This window comes from Agromyces sp. PvR057, assembly GCF_040547485.1.
GTDB lineage: Bacteria > Actinomycetota > Actinomycetes > Actinomycetales > Microbacteriaceae > Agromyces.
The window spans coordinates 54,118-75,112 of the sequence record NZ_JBEPPT010000002.1 but is presented as its reverse complement, the minus strand read 5'-3'; the positions used below and the strand labels follow the sequence as shown (position 1 = coordinate 75,112).

The 20,995-nt window shown below is 71.8% G+C and carries 13 protein-coding genes; 3 read left to right on the top strand and 10 right to left on the bottom strand.

Translation table 11 applies throughout. The features are described from left to right. The first annotated feature begins 9 nt into the window (after positions 1-9). Positions 10-2,136, top strand: coding sequence for a RecQ family ATP-dependent DNA helicase (locus ABIC29_RS09575; protein WP_354244803.1), 2,127 nt, complete (start codon positions 10-12; stop codon positions 2,134-2,136). A gap of 18 nt (positions 2,137-2,154) precedes the next feature. Here the strand turns inward: ABIC29_RS09575 and paaZ are convergent, their stop codons facing one another. The 10 genes from paaZ to ABIC29_RS09525 all read right to left on the bottom strand — a co-directional run bounded on the left by paaZ (position 2,155) and on the right by ABIC29_RS09525 (position 18,536). Then, complete coding sequence (paaZ, locus tag ABIC29_RS09570) at positions 2,155-4,254, bottom strand: phenylacetic acid degradation bifunctional protein PaaZ (protein WP_354244800.1); 2,100 nt, start codon at positions 4,252-4,254, stop codon at positions 2,155-2,157. An 11-nt stretch (positions 4,255-4,265) separates the two neighbouring features. Continuing rightward, entirely contained in the window at positions 4,266-5,141 is an 876-nt protein-coding gene (locus tag ABIC29_RS09565) for a 3-hydroxyacyl-CoA dehydrogenase family protein (protein ID WP_354244797.1), read from the bottom strand. Further along, positions 5,138-5,920 (bottom strand): enoyl-CoA hydratase/isomerase family protein, encoded by a 783-nt coding sequence (locus ABIC29_RS09560; protein ID WP_116084551.1) that lies wholly within the window; start codon positions 5,918-5,920, stop codon positions 5,138-5,140. The genes ABIC29_RS09565 and ABIC29_RS09560 overlap by 4 nt, the downstream gene beginning before the upstream one ends. Then, positions 5,917-7,116, bottom strand: coding sequence for a thiolase family protein (locus tag ABIC29_RS09555; protein WP_354244794.1), 1,200 nt, complete (start codon positions 7,114-7,116; stop codon positions 5,917-5,919). Before ABIC29_RS09555 ends, ABIC29_RS09560 begins: the two co-directional genes overlap by 4 nt. 231 nt (positions 7,117-7,347) lie before the next feature. Then, positions 7,348-8,667: an MFS transporter gene (locus tag ABIC29_RS09550; RefSeq protein ID WP_116084556.1), complete on the bottom strand. Its 1,320-nt coding sequence runs from the start codon at positions 8,665-8,667 to the stop codon at positions 7,348-7,350. 157 nt (positions 8,668-8,824) lie between these two features. Continuing rightward, the gene (locus tag ABIC29_RS09545) at positions 8,825-9,898 is read right to left on the bottom strand and encodes a WxL protein peptidoglycan domain-containing protein (RefSeq protein WP_354244791.1); all 1,074 of its coding nucleotides are present in this window, start codon (positions 9,896-9,898) and stop codon (positions 8,825-8,827) included. A gap of 5 nt (positions 9,899-9,903) precedes the next feature. Then, the gene (locus ABIC29_RS09540) at positions 9,904-10,530 is read right to left on the bottom strand and encodes a hypothetical protein (protein WP_116084561.1); all 627 of its coding nucleotides are present in this window, start codon (positions 10,528-10,530) and stop codon (positions 9,904-9,906) included. Between the two features lie 112 nt (positions 10,531-10,642). Beyond that, on the bottom strand, positions 10,643-14,914 hold the full coding sequence (locus tag ABIC29_RS09535; RefSeq protein WP_354244787.1) for a family 43 glycosylhydrolase: 4,272 nt from the start codon (positions 14,912-14,914) through the stop codon (positions 10,643-10,645). Between the two features lie 366 nt (positions 14,915-15,280). Further along, on the bottom strand, positions 15,281-16,111 hold the full coding sequence (locus ABIC29_RS09530; RefSeq protein ID WP_354244784.1) for a hypothetical protein: 831 nt from the start codon (positions 16,109-16,111) through the stop codon (positions 15,281-15,283). 136 nt (positions 16,112-16,247) lie between these two features. Next, positions 16,248-18,536, bottom strand: coding sequence for a DEAD/DEAH box helicase (locus ABIC29_RS09525; RefSeq protein ID WP_354244782.1), 2,289 nt, complete (start codon positions 18,534-18,536; stop codon positions 16,248-16,250). 366 nt (positions 18,537-18,902) lie between these two features. Here ABIC29_RS09525 and ABIC29_RS09520 point away from each other — a divergent pair, with 366 nt between their 5' ends. Both ABIC29_RS09520 and ABIC29_RS09515 read left to right on the top strand, forming a co-directional pair. Continuing rightward, a complete protein-coding gene (locus tag ABIC29_RS09520) occupies positions 18,903-19,937 on the top strand; it encodes an alpha/beta hydrolase fold domain-containing protein (RefSeq protein WP_354244779.1) in 1,035 nt (344 codons plus the stop codon). 15 nt (positions 19,938-19,952) lie between these two features. Beyond that, positions 19,953-20,960 carry a YihY/virulence factor BrkB family protein gene (locus ABIC29_RS09515; protein WP_354244776.1) on the top strand — a complete coding sequence of 336 codons (1,008 nt, stop codon included), beginning with the start codon at positions 19,953-19,955 and terminating at the stop codon, positions 20,958-20,960. Positions 20,961-20,995: the final 35 nt, after the last annotated feature.

Genomic DNA, 20,995 nt, shown 5'->3' with positions numbered 1-20,995 from the left:
AGTGGGCCCATGACCCCTGCCGACTCCGCGCCCTCAGACCTGCACGCGGCGGCGCTCGACGCGCTGCGCGAACTCGTGGGGCGCGACGACGCGGCATTCCACGACGGCCAGTTCGAGGCGATCCGGGCGCTCGTCGAGGGTCGCCGGCGGGCGCTCGTCGTGCAGCGCACCGGGTGGGGCAAGTCGGCGGTGTACTTCGTCGCGACGCTGCTGCTGCGCCGCGAGGGCGCCGGGCCCACCGTGCTCGTCTCGCCGCTGCTCGCCCTCATGCGCGACCAGATCGCGGCCGCCGAGCGCGCCGGCGTGCGTGCGGTGGCCATCAACTCGACGAACGCGCACGAGTGGGCCGACGTGCTGGCGAAGCTCGACGCCGACGAGGTCGACGTGCTGCTCGTCTCCCCCGAACGCCTGAACAACCCGTCGTTCCGCGAGCAGCAGCTGCCCGCGCTCGTGCAGCGCATGGGCATGCTCGTGGTCGACGAGGCGCACTGCATCAGCGACTGGGGGCACGACTTCCGGCCCGACTACCGCCGCCTGCGCGAGCTCATCGCGCAGATGCCGCCCTCGGTGCCGGTGCTCGCGACCACGGCCACCGCCAACAGCCGCGTCGTGGCCGATGTCGCCGAGCAACTCGGTTCGACCGCGGTCGACGGCGGGGCCGGCGAGGGGGTGCTGACCATCCGCGGGCCGCTCGCCCGAACCTCGCTGCGGCTGGGCGTGCTGCGGCTGCCCGACTCGTCGAGCCGCCTCGCGTGGCTGCTGAGCCACCTCGACGACCTGCCGGGCTCGGGCATCATCTACACGCTCACGGTGTCGGCCGCGACCGACATCGCCCGCGTGCTCCGCGAGCGCGGGCACGAGGTGCGGGCCTACACCGGGCAGACCGACTCCGACGAGCGCGAGGAGTCCGAGGGCATGCTGAAGCGCAACGAGGTCAAGGCGCTCGTCGCCACGAGCGCGCTCGGCATGGGGTTCGACAAGCCCGACCTCGGGTTCGTGCTGCACCTCGGCGCGCCGTCGTCACCCGTCGCCTACTACCAGCAGGTCGGCCGTGCCGGCCGTGCGAGCGAGAGCGCCGACGTGCTGCTCATGCCCGGCACTGAGGATCGCGCCATCTGGCACTACTTCGCCACGGCGTCGATGCCCGATGAGGAGCGTGCGCACCGGGTCATCGGCGAGCTCTCCGACGTGCCGCTCTCGACTCCTGCGCTCGAGGCCAGGGTCGACATCCGCCGCACGCCACTCGAACTCCTGCTCAAGGTGCTCGACGTCGACGGCGCGGTGCGCCGCGTGTCGGGCGGGTGGGTCGCCACGGGACAGCCGTGGACGTACGACGCCGAGCGGTACGCGCGCATCGCGGCCGAGCGCGAGGCCGAGCAGCAGCACATGATCGACTACGAGCAGACCGACGGATGCCGCATGGAGTTCCTGCAGCGTTCCCTCGACGACGAGACCGCGGCGCCGTGCGGCCGCTGCGACAACTGCGCCGGCGTCTGGTACCCCGGCGACCTCGCCGAGGGCGCGGCCGAGGCGGCATCCGGAGCCCTCGATCGCGTCGGCGTCGCCGTCGAGCCCCGCAAGGCCTGGCCGACGGGCGCCGACCGGCTCGGCGTGCCCGTCAAGGGGCGCATCGCCCCCGGCGAGCAGGCCGGCGAGGGCCGGGCGCTCGCGAGGCTCACCGATCTCGGATGGGGCGGCACGCTCCGCGAGGTCTTCGCGGCCGGCGCGCCCGACGCACCCGTCACCCCGCAGATGCTCGACGCGTGCGTGCGCGTGCTCGCCGACTGGGGCTGGGCCGAGCGTCCCGTCGCCGTCGTCTCGATGCCGTCGCGCTCGCACCCCGAACTCGTGCGCTCGCTCGCCGAGGGCATCGCGCGCATCGGCCGGCTGCCCTACCTCGGCGCGCTCGAGCCCTCGAACGGCGGCCCGAGCGGGCAGCCGGGCGGCAACAGCGCGTTCCGCCTGGCGGGAGTCTGGCAGCGGTTCGCCACCGCGGGGATCGATGTGCCGAGCGGCGGCGTGCTGCTCGTCGACGACCTCGCCGACAGCAAGTGGTCGCTCACCGTCGCGGCTCGCGAGCTGCGGCTGGCCGGCGCCACGTCGGTGCTGCCGTTCGTGCTCGCGCTCCGCGGCTGAGTGGCTCCGCGCTGACGGCTAGGCCGCCGGCTCGAGCTCCTTCGCCACGAGGGTCAGCACGTCGTAGCTCGCCACGAGCTCGTCGCGCTGGTTGCGCAGCACGGCGTCCCAGCGCACCTCGCCGTACTCGTCGGTCTCGCGCGGCGTGATCTGCTTCGCCGTGAGCTCGACGCGGATCGCGTCGCCCGGCGAGACGGGTGTCACGAAGCGCAGGTTCTCGAGTCCGGAGTTCGCGAGCACCGGGCCCGGCGCGGCGTCGACGAAGAGGCCGGCCGCCCATGACACGAGCAGGTATCCGTGCGCGACTCGGCCAGGGAAGAACGGGTTGGCCGAGGCCGAGGCCTCGTCCATGTGGGCGTAGAACGTGTCGCCGGTGAAGTGCGCGAACGTCTCGATGTCCTCGAGCGTGACGGTGCGCGAGCCCGACACGACCTGGTCGCCGATGCGCAGCTCGGCGAGCGACTTGCGGAACGGGTGCGGTTCGCCGGCATCCGCATACGGCGTCGAGGCGGCACCGGCATGCCACACGCCCGTGAGGGCCGTGAGCATCTCGGGAGAGCCCTGCACCGCCGTGCGCTGCATGTGGTGCAGCACCGCGCGGATGCCGCCGAGCTCCTCGCCGCCGCCCGCGCGACCGGGTCCGCCGTGCACCAGGTTCGGCAGCGGCGAGCCGTGGCCGGTCGAGGTGCGCGCGTCGTCGCGGTCGAGCAGCAGCAGGCGTCCGTTGTAGGCCGCGATGCCCGAGGCGAGGGCCACGGCGACGGCCGGGTCGTGCGTCGCGACGCTCGTGACGAGCGATCCGCCGCCGCGCGCCACGAGCCGGACCGCCTCGTCGACGGTGTCGTAGCCGACGATCGAGGTCACCGGCCCGAACGCCTCGACCTCGTGCAGGGCCGGGCTCGCGGCATCCGCGAACCGCAGCATCACCGGCGAGACGAACGCGCCGTCGGATGCCTCGCCCGTCGAGCCGTCGGCGAGCCGCACGCTCGGGGCGTCGGTCGAGCCGATCACGACCTCGCCGCCCTCGCCCGCGAGCCGGCGCACCTGGCGCAGCACCTCGTCGCGCTGCTCGAGCGAGGCGAGCGGCCCCATGGTCACGCCCTCGACGCGGGGGTCGCCGATCACGATGCGTTCGGCGATGCGCGCCCGCACCGCCTCGATGACGCCGTCGACGGATGCCGCGGGCACGACGGCCCGGCGGATCGCGGTGCACTTCTGCCCCGCCTTCGTGGTCATCTCGGCGACGAGCTGCGTGACGTACGCGTCGAACTCCGGCGTGCCGGCGACGGCATCCGGACCGAGCACGGAGGCGTTGATCGAGTCCGTCTCGCTCGTGAAGCGCACACCGCCCGTCTGCACCGAGTCGTTGGCGCGCAGGCGCTCGGCCGTCGAGGCGGAACCGGTGAACGCGACGAGGTCGCCGAGCCGCAGGTGGTCGAACAGGTCGGGCACGCTGCCCGACACGAGTTGGAGCGACCCGTCGGGCAGCAGGCCGGACTCCACGAGGATGCGCACGAACGCCTCGGCGAGGTATCCGGTCGGCGTCGCGGGCTTGACGAGGCTCGGCACGCCCGCGAGGAACGCGGGCGCGAACTTCTCGAGCGCCCCCCACACCGGGAAGTTGAACGCGTTGATCTGCACGGCGACGCCGGGCAGGCGCGTGTAGACGTGCCGTCCGAGGAACGAGCCGTCCTTCGAGAGCTGCTCGACGCCCCCGTCGACGTAGACCTGCGTGTTGGGCAGCTCGCGCCGACCCTTCGACGAGTACGCGAAGAGCACGCCGATGCCGCCGTCGATGTCGACCCACGAGTCCTTGGTCGTCGCGCCGGTGCGACTCGAGAGCTCGTAGAGCTCGGCCTTGCGCTCCGTGAGGGCGAGCGCCAGATGCTTCAGGAGCACGGCGCGCTGGTGGAAGGTCAGGGTTCCGAGCGACCGCTGCCCGACGGTTCGGGCGTACTCGAGCGCCGCGCCGAGGTCGAGGCCCGCGGTGGAGACCCGCGCCACGACCTCGCCGGTCGACGCGTCGCGCACCTCGGTCGCCGGTGCCGTGTCGGGTGACCCCGCGGCATCCGGCGTCCACCACGCGCCCTCGACGTAGCTCGGCAGGATCTCGGTCATCTGGATTCCTTTCACGGGGTGTCCCACACGTAGAAGCCCTCGCCGGTCTTGCGGCCGAGCTTGCCCTCGGCGACCATGCGGCGCATGAGGGCGGGAGGTTCGAAGCGATCGCCGAGCGTCGCGGCGAGGTACTCGGCGATGCCGAGCCGCACGTCGAGGCCGACGAGGTCGGTCAGGCGCAGCGGTCCGACCGGATGCTTGTAGCCGAGCGTCATCGCCTGGTCGATGTCCGCAGCGGTGGCGACGCCGGCCTCGAGCATGCGGATCGCCTCGAGCCCGAGCGCGACGCCGAGGCGCGACGAGGCGAACCCGGGTGCGTCGGCGACGACGATGGCCGTCTTGCCGATGGCGCGCACCCACTCGCGCGACGCGTCGACGAGGGTCGCCTCGGTCGCCCGTCCACGCACGACCTCGACGAGCGTCGACGCCGGCACGGGGTTGAAGAAGTGCATGCCGAGGAACCGATCGGGGCGCTCGAGCAGCGTCGCGAGCTCGTCGATCGAGATCGACGACGTGTTCGAGGCCAGCGCGGCGTCGTCGGCGAGCACCGCCTCGACGCGGGTCAGGGCGTCGACCTTCAGCTCGAGCTGCTCGGGAACGGCCTCGACCACGAGCCCGCAGCCCGCGAACGATCCGACCTCGGTGCTCACGGCGAATCGGGATCCGATCGCCTCGGCACCCTCATCTGCGGTGCCTCGGGCGACGGATGCCGCGACGGACTCGAGCACGCGCGCCTTCGCCGCGGCCGCGGCATCCGCGTCCCGTTCGACGACGGTCACCCGGGAGCCGGCGAGCAGGAACGCGTGCGCGATGCCCGCGCCCATGCGGCCGCCGCCGAGCACGCCGACGTCGCGCGGGGCTCCGGCGTTCGTCAGGCGCTCGCTCACTTCTGCTTCCTCTCGAGGAACTCGGTCATGCGGCGGAACTTCTCCGGACTCTCGAAGAGCGCGGCCTGGGCCTCGAGGTCGACGGCGGGATGCTGCGCGCGCGGCGCCCGGAACACGCGCTTCGTCGCGATGGTCGCGTCGCGGTCGTTGCGGGCGATGCGATCGGCGATCGCGTGCGCGGCATCGAGCAGCGCATCCTGCGGATGCAGCGAGCTCACGAGCCCGATCGCGAGCGCCTCGTCGGCCTCGACGGTGCGCCCGGTGAGCAGCAGTTCGGCCGCACGCGCATCACCGACGATCTCCTTGAGCCGCCAGCTCGCTCCGGCCGCGGCGAGGATGCCGAGCCCCGTCTCGGGGTTGCCGATCTTCAGCGACGGCGTGGCGATGCGGATGTCGGCCGCGTACGCGAGCTCGGCACCGCCGCCGAGGGCGTACCCGTCGAGCGCGGCGATGACCGGCATCGGCAACTCGGCGACGCGGATGAACGCGTTCGCGTTGATACCCCTGCGGGCGTCGTCGGCGCGACGTTCGCGCAGCTCGGCGATGTCGGCGCCCGAGGCGAACACGCCCCCCGTGCCCGCGAGGATCAGGATGCGCGGGATCGCCTCGAGCTCGGCGCACAGCAGGTGCAGGGCGTCGATGGTGCGCTGGCCGATCGCGTTGCGCACCTCGGGCCGGTTGAGCGTGGCGATCACCCGGTCGGCTCGACGTTCGATCCGCAGGGGCGAGTCGTCGGGGGCGGCTGCGTGCGCCTGGCGGCCGGTTGCGGCATCCGTCATGAGAGGCGCTCCACGATGAGGGCCGAGCCCTGGCCGACCCCGACGCACATGGTCGCGAGCCCGTATCGCGAACCCTCGCGCTCCATGCGGCCGAGCAGGGTGACGATCAGTCGCGAGCCCGATGAGCCGAGCGGATGCCCCATGGCGATCGCCCCGCCGTCGGCATTGACGCGTTCGGGGTCGAGTCCGAGACGGCGGATGCAGGCGAGGGATTGCGTCGCGAAGGCCTCGTTGAGTTCGATCGAGCCGATCTCGTCGAGGTCGAGGCCCGCGCGCTCGAGCGCCTTCTCGGTCGCCGGAACGGGTCCGAGGCCCATGATCTCGGGTGCGAGGCCGGCGGAGGCGCCGACGACGACGCGGGCACGGGGCGTGAGTCCGAGCCGCTCGACCACCTCGGCGCTCGCGACGAGGATCGCGGAGGCGCCGTCGTTCAGTGCGCTGGAGTTGCCCGCCGTGACGACCGAGCCGCCGGCGACGACCGGACGCAGACGGGCGAGCCCCTCGAGCGTCGTCTCGGGGCGCGGACCCTCGTCGACGAGCACCTCGCCGCGGTGCGTGGGCACGCCCACGATCTCCGCCTCGAACCGGCCAGCGGCGATCGCGGCGGCGGCGCGCTGCTGGCTCCGCAGCGCGAAGGCGTCGGCCTCCTCGCGCGTGATGCCGTCGATCCTGGCGACTTCTTCAGCGGTCTCGGGCATCGCGTAGGTGGCCTTGTCGCGGGCGAGCAGGTCTGGATTCGGGAACCGCCAGCCGATCGAGGTGTCGTAGGCGGCCCCCGGACGCGCCCACGCCTTCTCGGGCTTCGCCTGCACCCATGGCGCCCGGGTCATGGACTCGACGCCGCCCGCGATGATGAGGTCGGCGTCGCCGGCGCGGATGGCCTGGGCGGCCATCGTGATGGCCGACATGCCCGAGGCGCAGAGTCGGTTGACGGTGACCCCCGGCACCTCGTCGGGGAGCCCGGCGAGCAGCACCGACATCCGCGCGACGTTGCGGTTGTCCTCGCCGGCCTGGTTCGCGGCGCCGAGGATGACCTCGTCGATCGCGCCGAGCTCGCCTGCGGCGTCGAGGCCGACCCGGCGCACGAGTTCACCGACGACGAGCGCGGCGAGGTCGTCGGGCCGCACGCCCGCGAGCGCGCCCCCGTATCGACCGACGGGCGTGCGCACGCCCCCGACGAGGTAGGCCTCGGCCATCTGCTCTCCTGACGTCGTTGTCCGATCGAATTAGTGACCGACCGTTCAGGAAGTAATTATGGCACGGTCTCGCGCCGCGCCGCCAGTCGATCTGCGAACGGCCTCCCTCGGCGAACCGGAGTGCCGGAACGCGGGAACGCGGGAACGCGGGAACGCGGGAACGCCGGAACGCCGGAAGCAGCAGGAGACGCGTCCGACCCGGACGCGCCTCCTGCCCACGGCATCCGCTCCTCACTCGAGCAGGTCGCGCCCCTTGGTCTCCTTGACGAGGGACACGCCGATGAGCGAGATGACACTCGCGATCGCGATGTACAGGCCGATGGTCCACGACTGGCCGGTGGTGGTCATGAGCGCCTCGGCGATCATCGGGGCGAACGCGCCACCGAGGATCGCGCCGAACGCGTAGCCGATCGAGACGCCCGAGTAGCGCACGTTCGCGGGGAACATCTCGGCGTAGAGGGCGGCCTGCGGGCCGTACGAGAGACCGAGGCCGATCGTCATGACGAACAGCGCGACGAAGTACCAGACCACGTCACCCGTGTCGATGAGGAACCACATCGGAACAGCCCACAGCGCGAGGATCACGTAGCCGATCTGGAAGGTGCGCACCCGGCCGAGCCGGTCGGAGACGCGGCCGCCCCAGAGCGTGAAGACCAGCCAGCCGAACGACGCGAACGTCGTCGCGAGCAGCACCGTCGGGCGATCCATGCCGAGGGCCGTCACCGCGTACGTCGCGAAGTAGGCGATGAGCAGGTACCCGGCGGCGTTGTTCGCGATGAAGATGACCGCGGTGAGGATGACCTGCTTGGTGTTGCCGCGGAAGAGCTGTCGCAGCGGCGTCGAGGACTCCTTGCGGCGACGCAGGAGCTCTTCGAACACCGGGCTCTCCTCGACGGCACGGCGGATCACGTAGCCGACGGCGATGAGCACGATCGAGAGCAGGAACGGGATGCGCCAGCCCCACGCCATGAACGCCTCGGGCGACATGGAGCTCGTGAGCACCCACAGCGTGAACGTCGCGAGGATCATGCCGACGGGCACGCCGATCTGCGGGAAGGCGCCGAAGAATCCGCGCCGGCCGTTCGGGGCGTGCTCGACGGCCATGAGCGCGGCACCGCCCCACTCGCCACCGGCCGAGAACCCCTGCAGCACGCGCAGCAGGATGAGCAGGATCGGCGCCGCGATGCCGATCGCCGCGTAGGTCGGCAGGAAGCCGATGAGCGACGTGGACAGGCCCATCATGATGAGCGTGAAGACGAGCATCCGCTTGCGGCCGAGCTTGTCGCCGAGGTAACCGGCGACGATCGCGCCGAGCGGGCGGAACAGGAACGAGATGCCGATCGTGGCGAACGAGAGCACCTGCGCCAGGCCGGGGTTGGATTCGGCCACCGGTGCGAGGAAGAGCGGGGCGAGCACGAGGCCGGCCGCCTGCGCGTAGATGAAGAAGTCGTACCACTCGATCGAGGTGCCGACGAGGGTGCCGGCGAGCACCCTCCGCTCCTCGGCGGGCATCCGCCCGGTCTGCGTGCGCTCTCTGGTTTCGGTCGACATGCGAACTCCGTTGTTCTGGCGTGCTGGGGGAAGGGACCCGGAACCGGACGGCGTCGCCCGATTTCCTGACCGATTGTTCGGTTGGGAATTGAGGCTACGCAACTCCGACGGCTCCCCGCAACCCGCACGGGACACTGGGGATCCTGAACGCCGAGGATCAGACCCCGTCGAGGGCTTCCCTGCGACCGGCCTCGCGGGCGTCCGCCACGAGCCGGCCGACGGTCGCTGCGCGTCGGCGACGGCCGAGCGCGAGCCCGAGCACGATGAGGGCCAGCGCGACCAGCAGCACGAGCTGCGGCAACGGCAGTGCCCAGACGACCACGGTCTCGGCGGCGGGCTGCACCGCGACCTCGCTTCCGTCGGGTCCGACGGCGGTGGCCTCGACGGCGACCGGAACGCTCACGGGACCCAGCGGCCAGACGGCGGGGATGGCGAAGGCCAGGGCGCGCTCCTCCCCCGGCAGCAGGTCGGCGCTCGCGGGGCCGGCCGCGCCGGATGCGTCGGCCGCGAAGCCGGTCGCGGTGATCCGGTCGCCACCGGACTCCGCCGAGCCCGTGACGGCGAGCGCCACGTTGCCCGTGTTCCGGACGACGCCCGTCACTTCGAGCCGACCGGGCTGCAAGGGGTTCCACGAGATGACGTAGCGGCCTTCGGCAGCGAGGGCGACGGCCGGCGCGAGTTCGCCGTTCACGCGGGTCATCACCCGGAATCCGACGCGGCTCTCGACGCCGACCCTGGCTCCGTCACCGGTCGAGGTCGACAGGACGGATGCCGCGACGCCCGCCGCGTGATCACCGGGCGTCGCGTCGGCGGGCACGTCGACCGTGAACGGCACGATCGAGGTCGCACCCGGCGCCACGGTGACGGAGTCGGCCACCGAGATCCAGGTCCCGGCGCCGACGGACTCCTGGCCTGAGGGCAGCATGTTGAAACGGCCGGTCGACGTGAGGTAGCCGTCGGCGGCCGTGATCGCGAACGTCACCTCCTCATCTCCGAGGTTGTGCACCGCGAGGTGCTCGGTGGCGGACGCTCCCGGGTCGAGTTCGAGCTCGACCCGGGAACGCCCATCGGGCCCGGTGGCATCCGCGGGGGACACCGACCAGGTCACCGAGAGCGCCGGCTCCTCCGCCGACGCGGACGGCGGCGAGGCCGCCGAGGTCGCGAGCGCGCCTGCGACGACGAGCACACTCGCGACCGCCACCGCCGGGCGTCGGGGGAGGAAACGACGCACGATGCCTACTCGAACAGCGACAGCGTCACGGTCGCGGTGTAGTTGCCCGGCGCCACCGTCGCGGGCGTGCGGAGGAAGAGGTCGGCGTTCGCCGTCCACTGCCCCTCGGCGGCGACGTCCTCGGAGTCCCACGCCATCGCGAGCAGCTCCTGGTCGACGAGGCCGAACGGGTCGTCGGCGGACGCGTCCATGACGGTGTCGACCCGCTCGCCCTCCATGACGAGTCCCGACTCGCCCCCGTCGACGAGGTGCGGTGCCCAGCCGAGGTGGCCGGCCCCGATGACCGGCTGCCCGGCGTCGCCGACGAAGTCGCTCGACGTGCCGATCACGTACCAGGACGCGTCATCCGGGATCTCCTCGGCGGACCTGGTGTCGGTGACCGTCACCGTCGGCAGCTCACCCGTGAACTGCCGCACGGTGTCGGTCGATCCATCCTCGACGAGCGCCGTGGAGCCGCTCGCGACGGTCATCGCGAGCACGCCCGGTTCCTCGATCGCGGGGATCGCGACCTGGACGTCGACCTCGCCGCTGCCGTGGTTCTCCTCGGCCGCCGCGATGCCGGCGACGCCCACGAGCATCAGTGCCCCGAGGCCGATCGCGCAACCGCGCGCCGTGTTCCTGATGTGCTTCATGTCCTGCTCTTCCTGTCTTGGGTCTGCGGGTGGGTCTGCGGGTGGGTCTGCGGGTGGGTCTGCGGGTGGGTCTGCGGGTGGGTCGGTGACCGGCGGATGCCGCGCCGGGCCGTCAGCGGCAGTCCGCGGCCCCGTACGGGGCGTCCACCGCCTGCGTGACCGTCGCGCCGTCGATGACGGCCGTGACCGTCGCCGTGACCGACCCGGCGGCGAGCGTGGCGGTACGCGTGGAGAACGCGTGCGTGATGCTCGAGCCCGACGCGACCGACGCGATCGACTTGGAGCCGAAGTCCGACGCCAGGTTCACCGCGACGGGCACGTCGGCCGTGTTCTGCACCCGGGCGGTGACGACGGCCTTCTTCGCGACGCAGCGCGTGCTCGCCGTCACCTCGACGTCGAGCGCCGGAGTGGCGAGCTCGTCCGCCGTCACGATCAGCCAGCTCACCTGCACGTCGGTGCCCCCGGTCGGACTCAACGAGACGTCGATCCGTCCGTCGGCGCCGACCGCGACGCCGGCGTACGCGGCCGTCTGGTTCGTGTCGTCGTAGTCGTGGTCGGCTTCGACGACGACGCCGTTCACCGTGACCTCGGCGCCGCGATCGGGTGCCCACTGCGCCCACGGGTCGGCGTATCCGGCGTACACCGTGTAGGTTCCGGGCGCGAGTCCGTCGAACCGGTAGGCGAGGTCGGCGCCGCCGGTCGCGTACCGGAGCGTCGAGAACATGTCGCCGCCCTCGTCGCCCGAGGAGGCGTTCGCATCGCCGAGGTAGCCCCACGACGCGTGCGATGCGGGGTCGACGCCGTACTTCTGGTCGGGTCGGCTGTTCAGCACGGATGCCTCGGCGGATGCCGTGTCGATGAGCGCCGTCCAGTCGGCGGTGCGCTGGCCGCCGGCGTTGACGGCGTACTGCACGTGCTCCGGCACGACCGCGACGGAGCGGGTGAACGTACGGCCGCCGAAGTCCGGCAGGGTGCCGGTCACGGTCACCGCGCCCGGCAGGTCGAGCGAACCGTCCACGGTCCACACCACGCGCTGCGAGGTCGATTCGCCGTTCTGCTCGACGGTCACCGTCGCCTGGTCGAAGGGCTCGCCGAGCGGGATGCTCGTCGGCACGCCCGTGACCTCCCAGGCCGCCCACTGGTCGAGCTCGTCGAGGGTCCACTCGTCCCACACCTCGACCGAGAGGGTGTCGCCGCCCTCGCCCATGTTCAGCGGCAGCCAGACCAGCTGCGCGTTCTTCAGGTCGGTGCCGCCGTTCCAGCGGTCGCCCATGTAGATGTACTTGCCGTGCTCGCGGTCGACCGGGATCACCGAGGTCGGCTGCGTGTTCCACGAGTTCGACTGCGCCCACCACGGGAACGGGTCGCCGATCTCGGTCCAGTCGCCCATGAGGTCCGTCGCCGAGGCGTACTTCGTCGGGTTCGGCGACCAGCCGCTCGTCCCGGAGGTGAGCAGGAAGTAGCGCTCGTCGTGCTTGAACATCGCCGGCGCCTCGCGGGACCAGCCGACGAAGATCCGGTTGAAGTCGACCCCTTCGACGGCCTCATCGGCCGGCGTGGCGAGATCGGTGTATGCGGCATCCAGCTTCGAGATGTACATCGTCCCGTTGCCTTCGCTCGAGTAGATGATGTACCCGGTGCCGTCATCGTCGACGAAGAGGTTCATGTCGCGCGCCATGCCCGGAGTGTCCCAGCCGTCGGGCGAGGAGTTCAGGTAGGAGCTGTCGATGTAGCGGAACGGCCCGAAGGGGGAGTCCGCGATCGCCACGCCCGCCTTGGCCTTCGCGTACTGGGCGGTCGAGGTCTCGCTCGGTCCGTCCATGTGCGCCCACATGACCCACTTGCCGGTGCTCTCGTTGTAGATCACCTTCGGCCGCTCGATGATCGGCGGCGTCACACCCGACACCGGCGTGGTGCCGAGGTCGCGGTAGACGGCATCCTTCTGCGCCTGCGTGTAGTCGCCGTAGAGCGCCTCGAAGTACGGCTCGTCGAACTGCGCCGTCGACGACAGTGCGCGCAGCGCGAGCCCCTGATCGGTCCAGTTGTAGAGGTCGTACGAGCTGTAGACGTGCACGCCGGGCGCGGAGTGGTACCCGTTCGTGCGGTCCTCGCCGTAGAGGTAGTAGATCGTCTCGCCCTCGTCGTCGGTCGACGGCACGACCTGGCCGCCGTGCGCCTGGATCACGTTGCCGTTCGTGTCGAGCCACTCCTGCCCTGGTCGGAAGCTCGTGGAGGTCGGCCCGACCGGCCCCTCGGGCTCGACGATCGTGAACCGCTGGTTGCCGCCGCCGTTCGAGGTCCAGAGGCCGACGGATGCCCCGGCCGCCGTCGACTGTCCGGCGACGTCGAGCACGCGCTCGCGCGCCGGGTTCAGCAGGGTGAAGGTGGTGCCGTCGGTGGTGTTCGCGACCCACTGCGCCGAGGCATCCGCTCGCGCCTCCTCGTCGGTCAGCGTGCGCAGCTCGGTGCCGCTCGAGTTGGCCGCGAGCGTCCGGCCGTCGGCCAGTCGCAGCGCGAACCGGTCGCTCGTGGTGCCGTCGCCCTCGCTCAGGCGCGTGGCGGTCCAGAGCTGGGTGGCGTCGGCATCCGCTGCCGCCGCATCGCCGAGCACGGTGGCCGGGCTTCCGGATGTCGCGGCGAGCGGCTTGCTGCTCTGCACGCCCACGAGGCGGAAGGTCTCGCCGTCGCGGACGGCGGACGCGTCGGCCGCGGCGCCGGAGGCCCCGGTCACCACGAACGTCGTGATCGACTTCGCGGGCACCGTGAGGTCGGCGGATCCCGTGGCGTGGTCGACGGCGACGGGGGCGCCCTCGACGAGTGCGTTCGCCGAAGGGTCGCCGGCCGGCGACTCCGTCGTGATGATCGGCGTCACGGTCGCGCCGGCCGCGAGCTCGCCGAACTGCGAGAGGTCGACGCGCACGGTCTGCTCGTCGCCCGAGGTGTTCGTGTGCACGAGCACGGCCCCCGAGCCGTCGCCCTTCACGGCCGACGTCGTCTGCGCGTCGTTCGTGGGAACGATGCGGTCGCCGGGCTCGATGTAGTGCGTGAAGTTGCGGATCGCGTCGAACTTGGAGTTCGTCACGACCTTGCACGACGGGTCTGCGTCGCCGTCGGCGAGGCGTCGCTCGGAGTTCCCATCGGCGTTGCAGTCGAAGTCGATGAAGACCGAGCCCCAGTTGAGCTTCTCCTGCTTCTGCATGTTGTAGAGGTCCTCGACGGGCTGCCAGAGCACCCAGGCCGACGGGTCGAGCTCCCGCAGGTCGCCGGTGATGTGCTGGGCGATGCCGAGTCCGTTCTCGATCGAGGCGGGGTTCCAGGAGTTGCCGCCCCAGTTGCCCTCGACCTCGCTCATCCAGAGCGGCTTGTCGGCCGCCTTGGCGATGTCGCGCACGCGCAGGCGGTCGTCCGTGCCGTAGGTGTGCACGTTGAGCTGGTCGGCGGCCTGCTTCGCCTCTGGCGTCCAGCCGTCCCAGTCGGTGACGAACCGCCCCGGGTTGGTCTCGTCTGGTCCCGAGACGCCGGCGCCGGTCGAGGCGCCGTCGGCGAGCTCCGCGTCGAGCGCGGTCAGCACCTGCGACTGCATCGCGGGCCCGACATGCGCGCCCTCCTGGCGTCCGCCGGTCGGCGCGCCACCGGCGCCGAGCGTCGTGCCCCAGTAGTTCGTGTTCGGCTCGTTGAGGGGATCGATCGTGTCGAACTCGATGCCGTGGGCGTCCTCGACGTGCTCGGCGACCGTCGTGAGGTAGGTGGCGAACTTCTCGACGGCCGCGGGCTTGATCTGCTCGGCGTTCGCGTCGAAGCCGCCGCTGACATAGCCGCTCTCGGTCATGAAGTAGGGCGGCGAGTTGCTGAACGCCTCCCACTTGGTGACGCGGTCCTTGATCTGGTCGACCCAGGCGAGCTGCGCGGCATCGGCGTCGAAGTCGTAGTCGGATGCCGCGTCGCCGGTCCATGCGGCGAGGTACCGGTCCCGGTCGGCATGATTCGACGTGATCTCGCCCTGCGCGTCGGACAGCGGGGCGTCGGCGTTCCACCACCCGGGCACGGCGCCTCCGGGCCGCAGGTAGTCGGTCACATCGGAGGCGTTTCCGCCGCCGATGTTGTAGCGGGCGATGTTGAGATTCATCCCCTCGTCGCCGAACACCGAGTCGATCAGGTCGGTTCGGAGCGATTCGGGGTAGTCGCCGGTGGCATTGGCCATCCAGACCAGGCTGGTTCCCCAGCCCTCGAACGCCGGACCGGTGACGGCCGGGTTCGGGGTGAGCACGACGTCGGCCTCGGCGGCGGCGGCGGCGAGCGGCATGAACTGCAGCGAACCCGCTACGACGGCTGCGGCGGCGATGGCGGCAGGGATGACGCGCGGGCGTGTGTGTTGAGTGGACACCGTTGTCTCTTCCGATCAGGAATGTTGACGTCAACATTCAGATGTTGACGTCAACATATCGAAGACCGACGGTCATTGTCGAGTGATTTTCGGATGTCGGTTGAAGTAAACGTTGCAGAGTCGGCGAGTGGTCCACCGTGCGCGCTCCCAGCGCGTCCGGGCGTCCGATGGACCTCCGTCGATGGGTCGCCGGGCCGATCCCCGTCACGCAGAGCGGGGGCGGACTCCGGTCAGCGGCTCCGGCGCGCCCGCCGGGCCGGCCAGTGGCGCGCCGCGCCCCGGTGCCGTGAGCCGCCCGATCCGCCGTGCGAAATCGACCGTGCCCGCGTCCATTCGGACGCGGGCACGGTCAGTGCCGCGGGCGGATCACTCCCCGGCCGCGTCCGTGGGCTCGGCCGGCGGCGGACCGAACAGCACCCACACGGGGTCGCCGCCGGGCTCGGCTGCGGGCACGGCGCACTGGTAGAACGCCACCGTCGTCGTGTCGATGTAGATGTCGCCGACACCGTCGGCGGTGCAGGTCGGCGCTTCGGGTTCGCCGACGCCGAGCAGGACCTGCGTGCCCGGTGCGCCGGCCTCGCCGGTCGCGCCGGTGTCGCCGGTGTCGCCGGTCGCGCCGGTCTCCCCCGTCGCCCCTGTCTCGCCCTGCGCACCCGTCGCGCCGGTGAGGTTCTCGGCGGCGGAGGCGCGGATGTTCCCCACCAGCGTCCAGTCCCCGTCCTGGAACAGGTGGACGTCGGAGTTGGAGATGTCGATGTAGACGTCCCCCTCGTAGCCCTTGCCCGCCTCGGGCGCCCCGGTGCCCGCGCGGACGGCGGAACCGGCAGGGAGGATCTCCTCGAGGGCTTCCTCGTACGCCGCGTCGTCGACCACGACCGGGGTCGGCGTCGGCGCGGCCGCCTCCGTGCTTGCGGAGCTCGCGAGCAGTGAGCCGAGGAACGCGGCGACGAACGAGAGGAGCACCACGCCGATCCCGACCCAGATGAGCGTCGCCGCGCTCACGCCTGCGGGCTTCTTCCCGGTGTCCGGCGCCGACGGACCCGTGTCGGTCGATGTCACGGTCGTGGCCGCCCCCGTCGCCGGCGCGGCATCCGCCCCCGTGGGCGTCGGAGCGCTCGCGGCCGGATCCGGCGGCGTCGGCGGTTCGGAAGGCGTCTGCTGCGGGTTGCCGTCGTCGACCATGTCGTGCCCCTCCACGTCTCGCTCCCGGACTCGACCGTGGGAGCACGGCGACGGGGCGTGTCGCGCTCATGCTAGCGGCGCGCGCCGGGCAGGGAACAGGCCCCCGTCCGAATCGGACGGGGGCCTGTGCTCACTGCGGAGGGCGGATGCCTCAGACGGCCGACTTCTCGTCGGCGGCGGATGCCTCGGCTGCCGCCTGCTCGTCGTCGGATTCGATCGACTCGTCGGCCTCCTCGAGCACGTCGGGGGTGTCGGCCGTGTCGGGCTGCTCCTGGCCGGACGCGGCGGGCGCGTCATCGGCGGCGGGCGCGGCATCCTCGACCTCGACGGTCTCGACGGCCTCGGCCCGGTAGCCGGGCGCGTCCTCGGGGAACGCCTCCTCGCCGAACGCGAGGAACTCGAACGGCGCGTCGATCTCGGCGCGGTCGAGCAGGTCGGTCATGCGACGCTGGCGGTTGCGCGGGATCAGGGTGACCACGCGGCCCTCCTTGCCGGCACGACCGGTGCGGCCGGCGCGGTGCAGGTACGTCTTGTACTCGTCGGGCGCGTCGGCCTGGATCACGAGGTCGATGTCGTCGACGTGGATGCCGCGTGCCGCGACATCCGTCGCCACGAGCACGTCGACCTTGCCGGAGGTGAGCTGCTGCAGGTTGCGCGTGCGGCGCGACTGGTTGAGGTCGCCGTGCAGCGCCACGGCGCGGATGCCGTAGTCCTCGAGGTGATCGGTGAGGTCCTCGGCGAACGCACGCGTGCGGCTGAAGACGAGGGTCTTGCCCTTGCGGTTCGCGAGCTGGGCGACGATGTCGCGCTTCTCACGGTTCTCGATCACGAACACGCGGTGCTCGATCGTCGAGGAGGCCTGGTCTTCGCCGGCGACCTCGTGCACGGCCGGGTCGACGAGGAACTCGTCGACGAGCGTCGCGACGCCCTGGTCGAGCGTGGCCGAGAAGAGGAGCTTCTGGCTGCCCTTCGCGGTGCGGCGGAGGATGCGCTGCACGGGCTCGAGGAACCCGAGGTCGCACATGTGGTCGGCCTCGTCGAGCACCGTGATGGCGATCTCGCTGAGGTCGAGGCGGCCCTGTTCGATGAGGTCCTCGATGCGGCCGGGCGTGCCGATCACGATGTCGACGCCGCGCTGCAGCGCGCCGACCTGGCGGCCCTGGGGCACGCCGCCGTAGATCTGCGTGGTGAAGAGGCCGACGCTCTGCGCGATGGGCTGCACGGTGCGGTCGATCTGCAGGGCGAGCTCACGGGTCGGCGCGAGGATGAGCGCGCGGGGCTTGCGGCCCATCTGGCGCTTGCCGCCGGCCTTGCCGCTCTGGGCCCAGAGCGTCATGAGGCGCTCGACCGTCGGTGCGCCGAAGGCGATGGTCTTGCCCGAACCGGTCTTGCCGCGGCCGAGCACGTCGCGACCCTCGAGCACGACGGGGATCGTCGCGGCCTGGATCGGGAACGGCGCCGCAGCGCCGAGCTCGGCGAGCGCGCGCACGACGTTCTGGCCGAGGCCGAGGTCGCCGAAGGTCACGCCGTCGACGTCACCGGCCTGGATGGCCTCCGCCTCGAGGCGCTCGAGCACGACGTCGTCGTTCGGGGTGAAGCGGCTGCCGGCGTCCTTGGCCGGGTAGAAGCTCGACGGACGACGCTCGGAGTCCTGGAACCCGGCGCGGTCGACGTCGCGACGTGCAGGCCGCTCGGCACGGTCGTTGCGGTCGAACGAACGCGCAGGGCGGTCGTTGCGATCGAAGTCGCGACGGGGAGCACGCTCGTCGCGGTCGAACGAGCGCGACGGACGGTCGTTGCGGTCGAACGAACGAGCCGGACGGTCGTTGCGGTCGGAGTCGCGACGGGGAGCACGGTCATCACGGTCGAACGAACGCGCCGGACGGTCAGTGCGGTCGTTCCGGTCGAACGAACGAGCCGGGCGGTCGTTGCGGTCGGAGTCGCGACGGGGAGCACGGTCATCGCGGTCGAACGAACGCGCCGGGCGGTCGTTGCGGTCGAACGAGCGCGCGGGACGGTCGTTGCGGTCATTCCGGTCGAACGAGCGGGGAGCACGGTCATCGCGGTCGAACGAACGCGCCGGGCGGTCGTTGCGGTCATTCCGGTCGAACGAGCGGGGAGCACGGTCGTCACGGTCGAACGAACGCGCCGGGCGGTCGTTGCGGTCGCCCTCGCGGGGCGCACGGGTGGCGCCGGCGTCGCGACCGTCACGGTCGGCGCGGTGCGGGCTCCGGCCGGTGGCGACGCGCTCGTCGCGCGACCAGCGGTCCTTGGCGCGGGGGGCGTCGGCCTCTTCGGGGCGGTAGCCGCGGTGTCCGGCGCTGCGCGAGCCGGGCTTGGTGCCGCCGGCGCGTGCCGGGCGGCCCTTTCCGCCGCTCGCGTACGAGGGGTCGAAGTTCTTGGCGGGGCGTCCGCCGGCGGGCTTCTTGTTCTTGGGCATGGCGATGCTTTCTGGGTTCCTTCAAGTACATGGCAGATCCGCCGCGGGGCGGCGCGCTGAGAACCCGGAACATCGTCGACCGGGGCCGTTCACATACGGTGACTATTCGAGGGCGACTGCCCCGAAACCGGCCCCTGGACTCACAAACCCATCCGCGCGACATGCGCGGTGTCCAGAACCGACGGTTCCAGCGTAGCGGATACCGCTGGGAAACCGCCGAGCAGCGGCCGGAACCCGCTGCCGCGCGCCACCATCCGAGCCCTGTCCGAACCCCGACCTCCCGCGGATCCTGAGGCGCGCTCGGCTTCGATTCGGCCGCAGGCCGCGCGCGGGGTAGCATCACTCCACCCCTGACCGGAGCCCGCCGTGACCTCGACCCGAACCGCAGGCGGTCCTCGCAGGCGCGCACGACGCATCCTGGTGGCCGCCGCAGCCGCCCTCGTGGCGGTCGTCGGCGTGGCCGCGCTCTCCGGATTCCACCGCGAACTGCGCGAGATCGACCCGCGTGGGGCGGATGCCGCGAGCGAGCTCTCCGGCACCATCGCGCAGGTCGGCATCCGCACGTTCGACGCCCCGAGCGGCATCCGCGTCGACGAGGACCTCGAGTACGCCGTGCAGGACGACGGCACCGTGCTGACGCTGGACATCTGCCGTCCGTCCGCGGCAGCCGCCGCGTTCGCGGCCGACGACGAGGGCCTGCTGCCCGCGGTCGTCTCGATCCACGGGGGCAGCTGGGCGCGCGGCGACAAGGCGAACGCCGATTGGCGCAACGTCTGCCTCTGGCTCGCGAGCGAGGGCTTCGTCGCGGCATCCGTCAACTACCGTCTCGTGCCCGACGTGCACTTCCCGGCGGCGATCGACGACGTGGCCCTCGCGGTGGAATGGCTGCGCGACCCCGAGCAGCTCGAGCGGTTCGACCTCGACCCGTCGCGCATCGGCGTATTCGGCGGCTCGGCCGGCGGCAACCTCGCCGCCCTGCTCGGCACGCGCGGCGAGGGCCCGCTCGACACGGGTTCGCGCGTGGCGGCGGTCGCCGAGATCTCGGGTCCGGTCGACCTGACGACGGCCGAGCTCGCGGGCGACGGCGCCTCGCCGTGGTTGCAGGGCATCGTCGCCGAATACCTCGGCTGCGGCTCGGGCGCCGACGACGACGCGTGCCCGCAGGCGGCGGAGGCGTCCCCCTCGACGTACATCGACCGGAGCGACCCGCCCTTCTTCGTGGGCCACGCCGACGCCGAGGTGATCCCGCTCGACCAGTCGCAGCGCTTCGTCTCGAGCCTGACCGAGGCCGGCGTCTCCGCCGAACTCGCGGTGAGCACCGGCGCCGAGCACTCGATCGGCATCCTCGATGAGACGATGAGGGTGCGCGTGGCGGCATTCCTGCACGCGCAGCTCGGCTGATCGCGGAAGGCGCAGATGACCCACCAGGACTCCCCGATCCGCATCTCGCGGCACGAGTGGCGGCTCATCGGGGTCCGGACCTGGCACGAGTTCCGCATCACCCAGTCGTACGACGTCGCGGCGGCGCTGACGTACTACGCCGTGCTGACGGTGTTCCCCGCGGCGCTCGCGGCGCTCGCGATCCTCGGCGTGTTCGGCACGGCGGAGGAGGTCACCCGCGCGGTGCTCGACGTGATCGCCGACCTCGGCGGCGACGCGATCGCCACCGCGCTGACCGAGCCGGTCGAGCAGCTCCTGAACGCGTCGCACCAGTGGTTCGCGATCATCGTCGGCTCGGCCGGCGCGCTCTGGTCCGTGTCGGGCTACCTCGGCGTCTTCGGGCGCGGCATGAACCGCATCCTGCACGTCGAGGAGGGCCGGCCCTTCTGGGAGTCGCGCCCGCTCATGCTGCTCACCGCGGTGCTCGTGCTCGTGCTCGTCGCCGCGCTGGCCCTGATCCTGCTCCTCAGCGGAGCCGTCGCGGATGCCGCGGCACGCACGCTCGGCCTCGACGAGGGCATCGTGTTCTGGTGGGACCTCGCGAAGGTCCCGCTCGCCATCGCATTGATGGCCGCCACGATCGCGCTGCTCTACTGGGCCACGCCGAACGTTCGCCGACGCAACTTCCGCTGGCTGAGCGTCGGTGCGGCGTCCGCCGTGCTCGCCTGGGCGATCGCGACCCTGCTGTTCGGCTGGTATGCGGTGGGCCTCGGTACGTACGAGCGCAACTACGGCGTGCTCGGCAGCGCGGTGGCGTTCCTGCTCTGGGTCTGGCTGTCGAACTTCGCGATCGTGCTCGGCGCCGTGCTCGACACCGAGGTCGAGCGCGTGCGCCAGCTCCGATCCGGCATTCCCGCCGAGGAGAAGCTGCAGCTCCCCCTCCGCGACGACCGGATGATCCGCAAGAACCACGAGCAGCGCGCCGCCGACGTGCGCGCCGCCGTGGAGCTCAAGCCGCCGGGCAACGTGCAGGACTTCGTGTAGGGCGCCTTCCCGCGCTTCGTCGAGATCACTCTCCC

What these genes read in the sequence shown, in the direction of transcription:
- ABIC29_RS09555 (WP_354244794.1), bottom strand. Translation starts at nt 7,116, where the DNA reads ATGGCCGAGGCCTACCTCGTCGGGGGCGTGCGCACGCCCGTCGGTCGA.
- ABIC29_RS09540 (WP_116084561.1), bottom strand. Translation starts at nt 10,530, where the DNA reads ATGAAGCACATCAGGAACACGGCGCGCGGTTGCGCGATCGGCCTCGGG.
- ABIC29_RS09515 (WP_354244776.1), top strand. Translation starts at nt 19,953, where the DNA reads ATGACCCACCAGGACTCCCCGATCCGCATCTCGCGGCACGAGTGGCGG.
- ABIC29_RS09550 (WP_116084556.1), bottom strand. Translation starts at nt 8,667, where the DNA reads ATGTCGACCGAAACCAGAGAGCGCACGCAGACCGGGCGGATGCCCGCC.
- ABIC29_RS09560 (WP_116084551.1), bottom strand. Translation starts at nt 5,920, where the DNA reads ATGACGGATGCCGCAACCGGCCGCCAGGCGCACGCAGCCGCCCCCGAC.
- ABIC29_RS09525 (WP_354244782.1), bottom strand. Translation starts at nt 18,536, where the DNA reads ATGCCCAAGAACAAGAAGCCCGCCGGCGGACGCCCCGCCAAGAACTTC.
- paaZ (WP_354244800.1), bottom strand. Translation starts at nt 4,254, where the DNA reads ATGACCGAGATCCTGCCGAGCTACGTCGAGGGCGCGTGGTGGACGCCG.
- ABIC29_RS09575 (WP_354244803.1), top strand. Translation starts at nt 10, where the DNA reads ATGACCCCTGCCGACTCCGCGCCCTCAGACCTGCACGCGGCGGCGCTC.